The sequence below is a fragment of the Bradyrhizobium sp. genome, from assembly GCF_019244115.1.
Taxonomy (GTDB): domain Bacteria; phylum Pseudomonadota; class Alphaproteobacteria; order Rhizobiales; family Xanthobacteraceae; genus Bradyrhizobium.
In genome coordinates, this window is record NZ_JAFATE010000761.1 from 1 (window position 1) to 2683 (window position 2683).

The 2683-nt window shown below is 62.0% G+C and carries 4 protein-coding genes; 3 read left to right on the forward strand and 1 reads right to left on the reverse strand.

Annotated elements, in window-relative coordinates; genetic code table 11:
- Positions 1-529 (forward strand): D-glycero-alpha-D-manno-heptose-1,7-bisphosphate 7-phosphatase (locus tag JOZ76_RS32620; RefSeq protein WP_291705503.1); only part of this gene is annotated, 529 nt, incomplete at its 5' end.
- Positions 530-578: 49 nt separating this feature from the next.
- Here JOZ76_RS32620 and JOZ76_RS32625 read toward each other — a convergent pair.
- Positions 579-1082 carry an NUDIX domain-containing protein gene (locus JOZ76_RS32625; protein ID WP_291705504.1) on the reverse strand — a complete coding sequence of 168 codons (504 nt, stop codon included), beginning with the start codon at positions 1080-1082 and terminating at the stop codon, positions 579-581.
- Between the two features lie 302 nt (positions 1083-1384).
- On the opposite strand from JOZ76_RS32625, the gene JOZ76_RS32630 reads away from it, so the two are divergent.
- Positions 1385-2134 (forward strand): transaldolase, encoded by a 750-nt coding sequence (locus JOZ76_RS32630; protein ID WP_291705505.1) that lies wholly within the window; start codon positions 1385-1387, stop codon positions 2132-2134.
- 120 nt (positions 2135-2254) lie between these two features.
- A partial coding sequence (locus JOZ76_RS32635; RefSeq protein WP_291705506.1) for an NAD-dependent epimerase/dehydratase family protein occupies positions 2255-2683 on the forward strand: 429 nt, incomplete at its 3' end.

Below are 2683 nucleotides of genomic sequence, written 5' to 3' on the forward strand. Positions count from 1 at the left end.
TCGCGATGGAGTCTTGAATGCCAATATCGAGCGCGGCGGCCGGCCCGTCGCGCCGTGGCGGCTCAAGGATTACGAGATCCTGCCGGGGGTTCCCGAAGCGATCAGCGCGCTCAAGCGTGCCGGCTTCGTTACCGTGGTCGTGACGAACCAGCCGGACATCGCGACCGGACGCTCCACGCGCGCGATACTCGATGCCATGCATGACAAGCTGCTGCGCTACGTCGCGATCGATGACATCCGCGTCTGCCCGCACGTCGATGGCGACGCCTGCGCGTGCCGCAAGCCGAAGCCCGGCATGATTCTCGCCGCCGCCGCCGCTCGTGCCATTGCGCTCGACCGGAGCTGGCTCGTGGGCGATCGCTGGCGCGATATCGCCGCCGGCCATGCGGCCGGTTGCAGATCGATTCTGGTCGGCGATTGGGACGGGGACGTTCCTGCGGGCATGCGGCCGGCCCATGCACGCACTAAGTCCCTGCCGGAAGCGGTCGCGGTCATCCTGCGCGAGGATCATCTGCAGGCTGCGGGATGAACGGCCTGCAGCGTGGATCCGACGCAAGGACGGTTGCAGCCTCACGCCATCAGCCGACCAGTCTGGATCTGCTGATATGCATCCACAGTGCGAAGGCGTCGTAAGGCGTCAGGGGTATCTGATGGGTGAGAATTGCGGCCGCAGGGAACAGCCGCATATCGGAGCCTTCTGCGAGCGACAATCCCGCCATCTCTTTTTCAGAGAGTGTGACTTCGTAGAAGATGCGCCAGAATGGCGAAAGGCCAGCGAAATCGAGGCCGAACTCGAAGCGCGAGAAATAGCGCATGTCGCCGATGCCTATTCTTGCGCCAAGCTCTTCCTCCAGCTCGCGGACCATGGCCTGTTCCACGGTCTCACCCGGATCGACGGCGCCGCCGAAACAGCCCCAATGTGCCGGAAAGAATATGGCAGGCTTGGCGTCGCGCAACTGCAACAGGTATTGACCCTCGACCACGATGATCGCTGCAACGGCATTCCCTGGACGAAGCGGAGCTGATAGATCGAGCCTTGGATCATCCTCAACGCCGGAAGTGGAAGGTTTGCTGACGGACATGGGGTGCTCCAAACTGTTGCTGTGCCTACCGGTTCCGCTGCATCCATAGCGCCTTGACTTTCGCAGGTCCGGTCAGTACGCAGCTTTCACCTGAATTTGCCTCGTTTTGGACCGGGATCGAGGCCGTTGGCGGATAGCAATTTTTGATCGAATTCCGAAAGCCCCCCATCAAGGTGAGCTAGCACGATTTTGTCGTGGCTTTGGACAATCTCTACGCGTAATAGCGAGTTTGTAAGGCGCGCCGCAAAACCCATTTGGGACTTGGCTTTACGCGACAGGCCCGTGGTTGAAGGAGGAATAGGATGACTGCCCCACACGTTGACAAGCTGCGTATCAGGGTCTTTGCCGACGGGGCCGACCTGAAGAACATCCGCGAGCTTGCCGCCAATCCCCGGATCCAGGGTTTTACCACTAACCCGACTTTGATGCGGGCCGCTGGGGTCACCGACTACAAGGCTTTCTCGCTCGATGTGCTGAAGGTGATCGGCGGCAGGCCGGTGTCGTTTGAAGTGTTCGCCGACGACTTTCCGACGATGGAGGCGCAGGCCCGCGAGATCGCAACCTGGGGTGACAACGTCTATGTCAAGATTCCCGTCTCGAATACCAAGGGCGAATCGAGCTGCCCGCTGATCCGCAGGCTCGCCAAGGCCGGCGTGAAGCTGAACGTGACGGCGATCATGACGCTCGAACAGGTCAAGGACGTCGGCGAAGCGCTCGATCCCGCGGTGCCGGCCGTCGTGTCGGTTTTCGCAGGCCGCGTCGCCGATACCGGACGCGATCCGATCCCGCACATGGCAGAGGCGCTCGAGCTGCTCCGCGATCGGCCGAAGGCCGAGCTTCTCTGGGCGAGCCCGCGTGAGCTGCTCAACATTTTCCAGGCCGACGCCATCGGCTGTCACATCATCACCGCCACGCCCGATGTACTGAAGAAGCTGTCGCTTGTGGGCAAGGACCTCGACCTGTATTCCAGGGAAACGGTCTTGATGTTCTACAACGACGCAAAAGCCGCCGGCTTCACGATCCCCACGGCCGATCAGGTCGCTGCGGAGTAGGGCGCACATCTCACATGATCCGCCGCATCGACCGGCCGAAGGGTGGCGGCGCGGCGGCTAACGATTGCAGACGGGCCCGCAATGCGTTGCGGCCGCTAGCGGAGCTGAAAGCAGAAAGCGATGAGCGAGATTAGAAAGAGTGTCCTGATCACTGGCGGTGCGGGTTATGTCGGGCACGTGTTGACGCCGCGGCTCCTGAGCAAGGGCTATCACGTCACCGTTTTCGACAAGCTCTGGTACGGCTGCCGCCTGCCTAACGATCCGAAACTGCGCGTCGTCAAGGGCGATATCCGCGACACCGCCCAGATCGCGGCGGCGCTCGACGGCATCGATGCGGTGCTGCACCTTGCCTGCATCTCCAACGATGCAAGCTTCGAGCTCGACGAGAAGCTGTCCGAGACGGTCAATTATGACTGTTTCGAGCCGCTGGTCGTGGCGGCGAAGAAGGCGCGCGTGAAACGCTTCGTCTATTGCTCGTCGAGCTCGGTGTACGGCGTGTCCAACTCGCCCGACGTGACCGAGGAGCACCCGCTGGTCCCGCTGACGCTC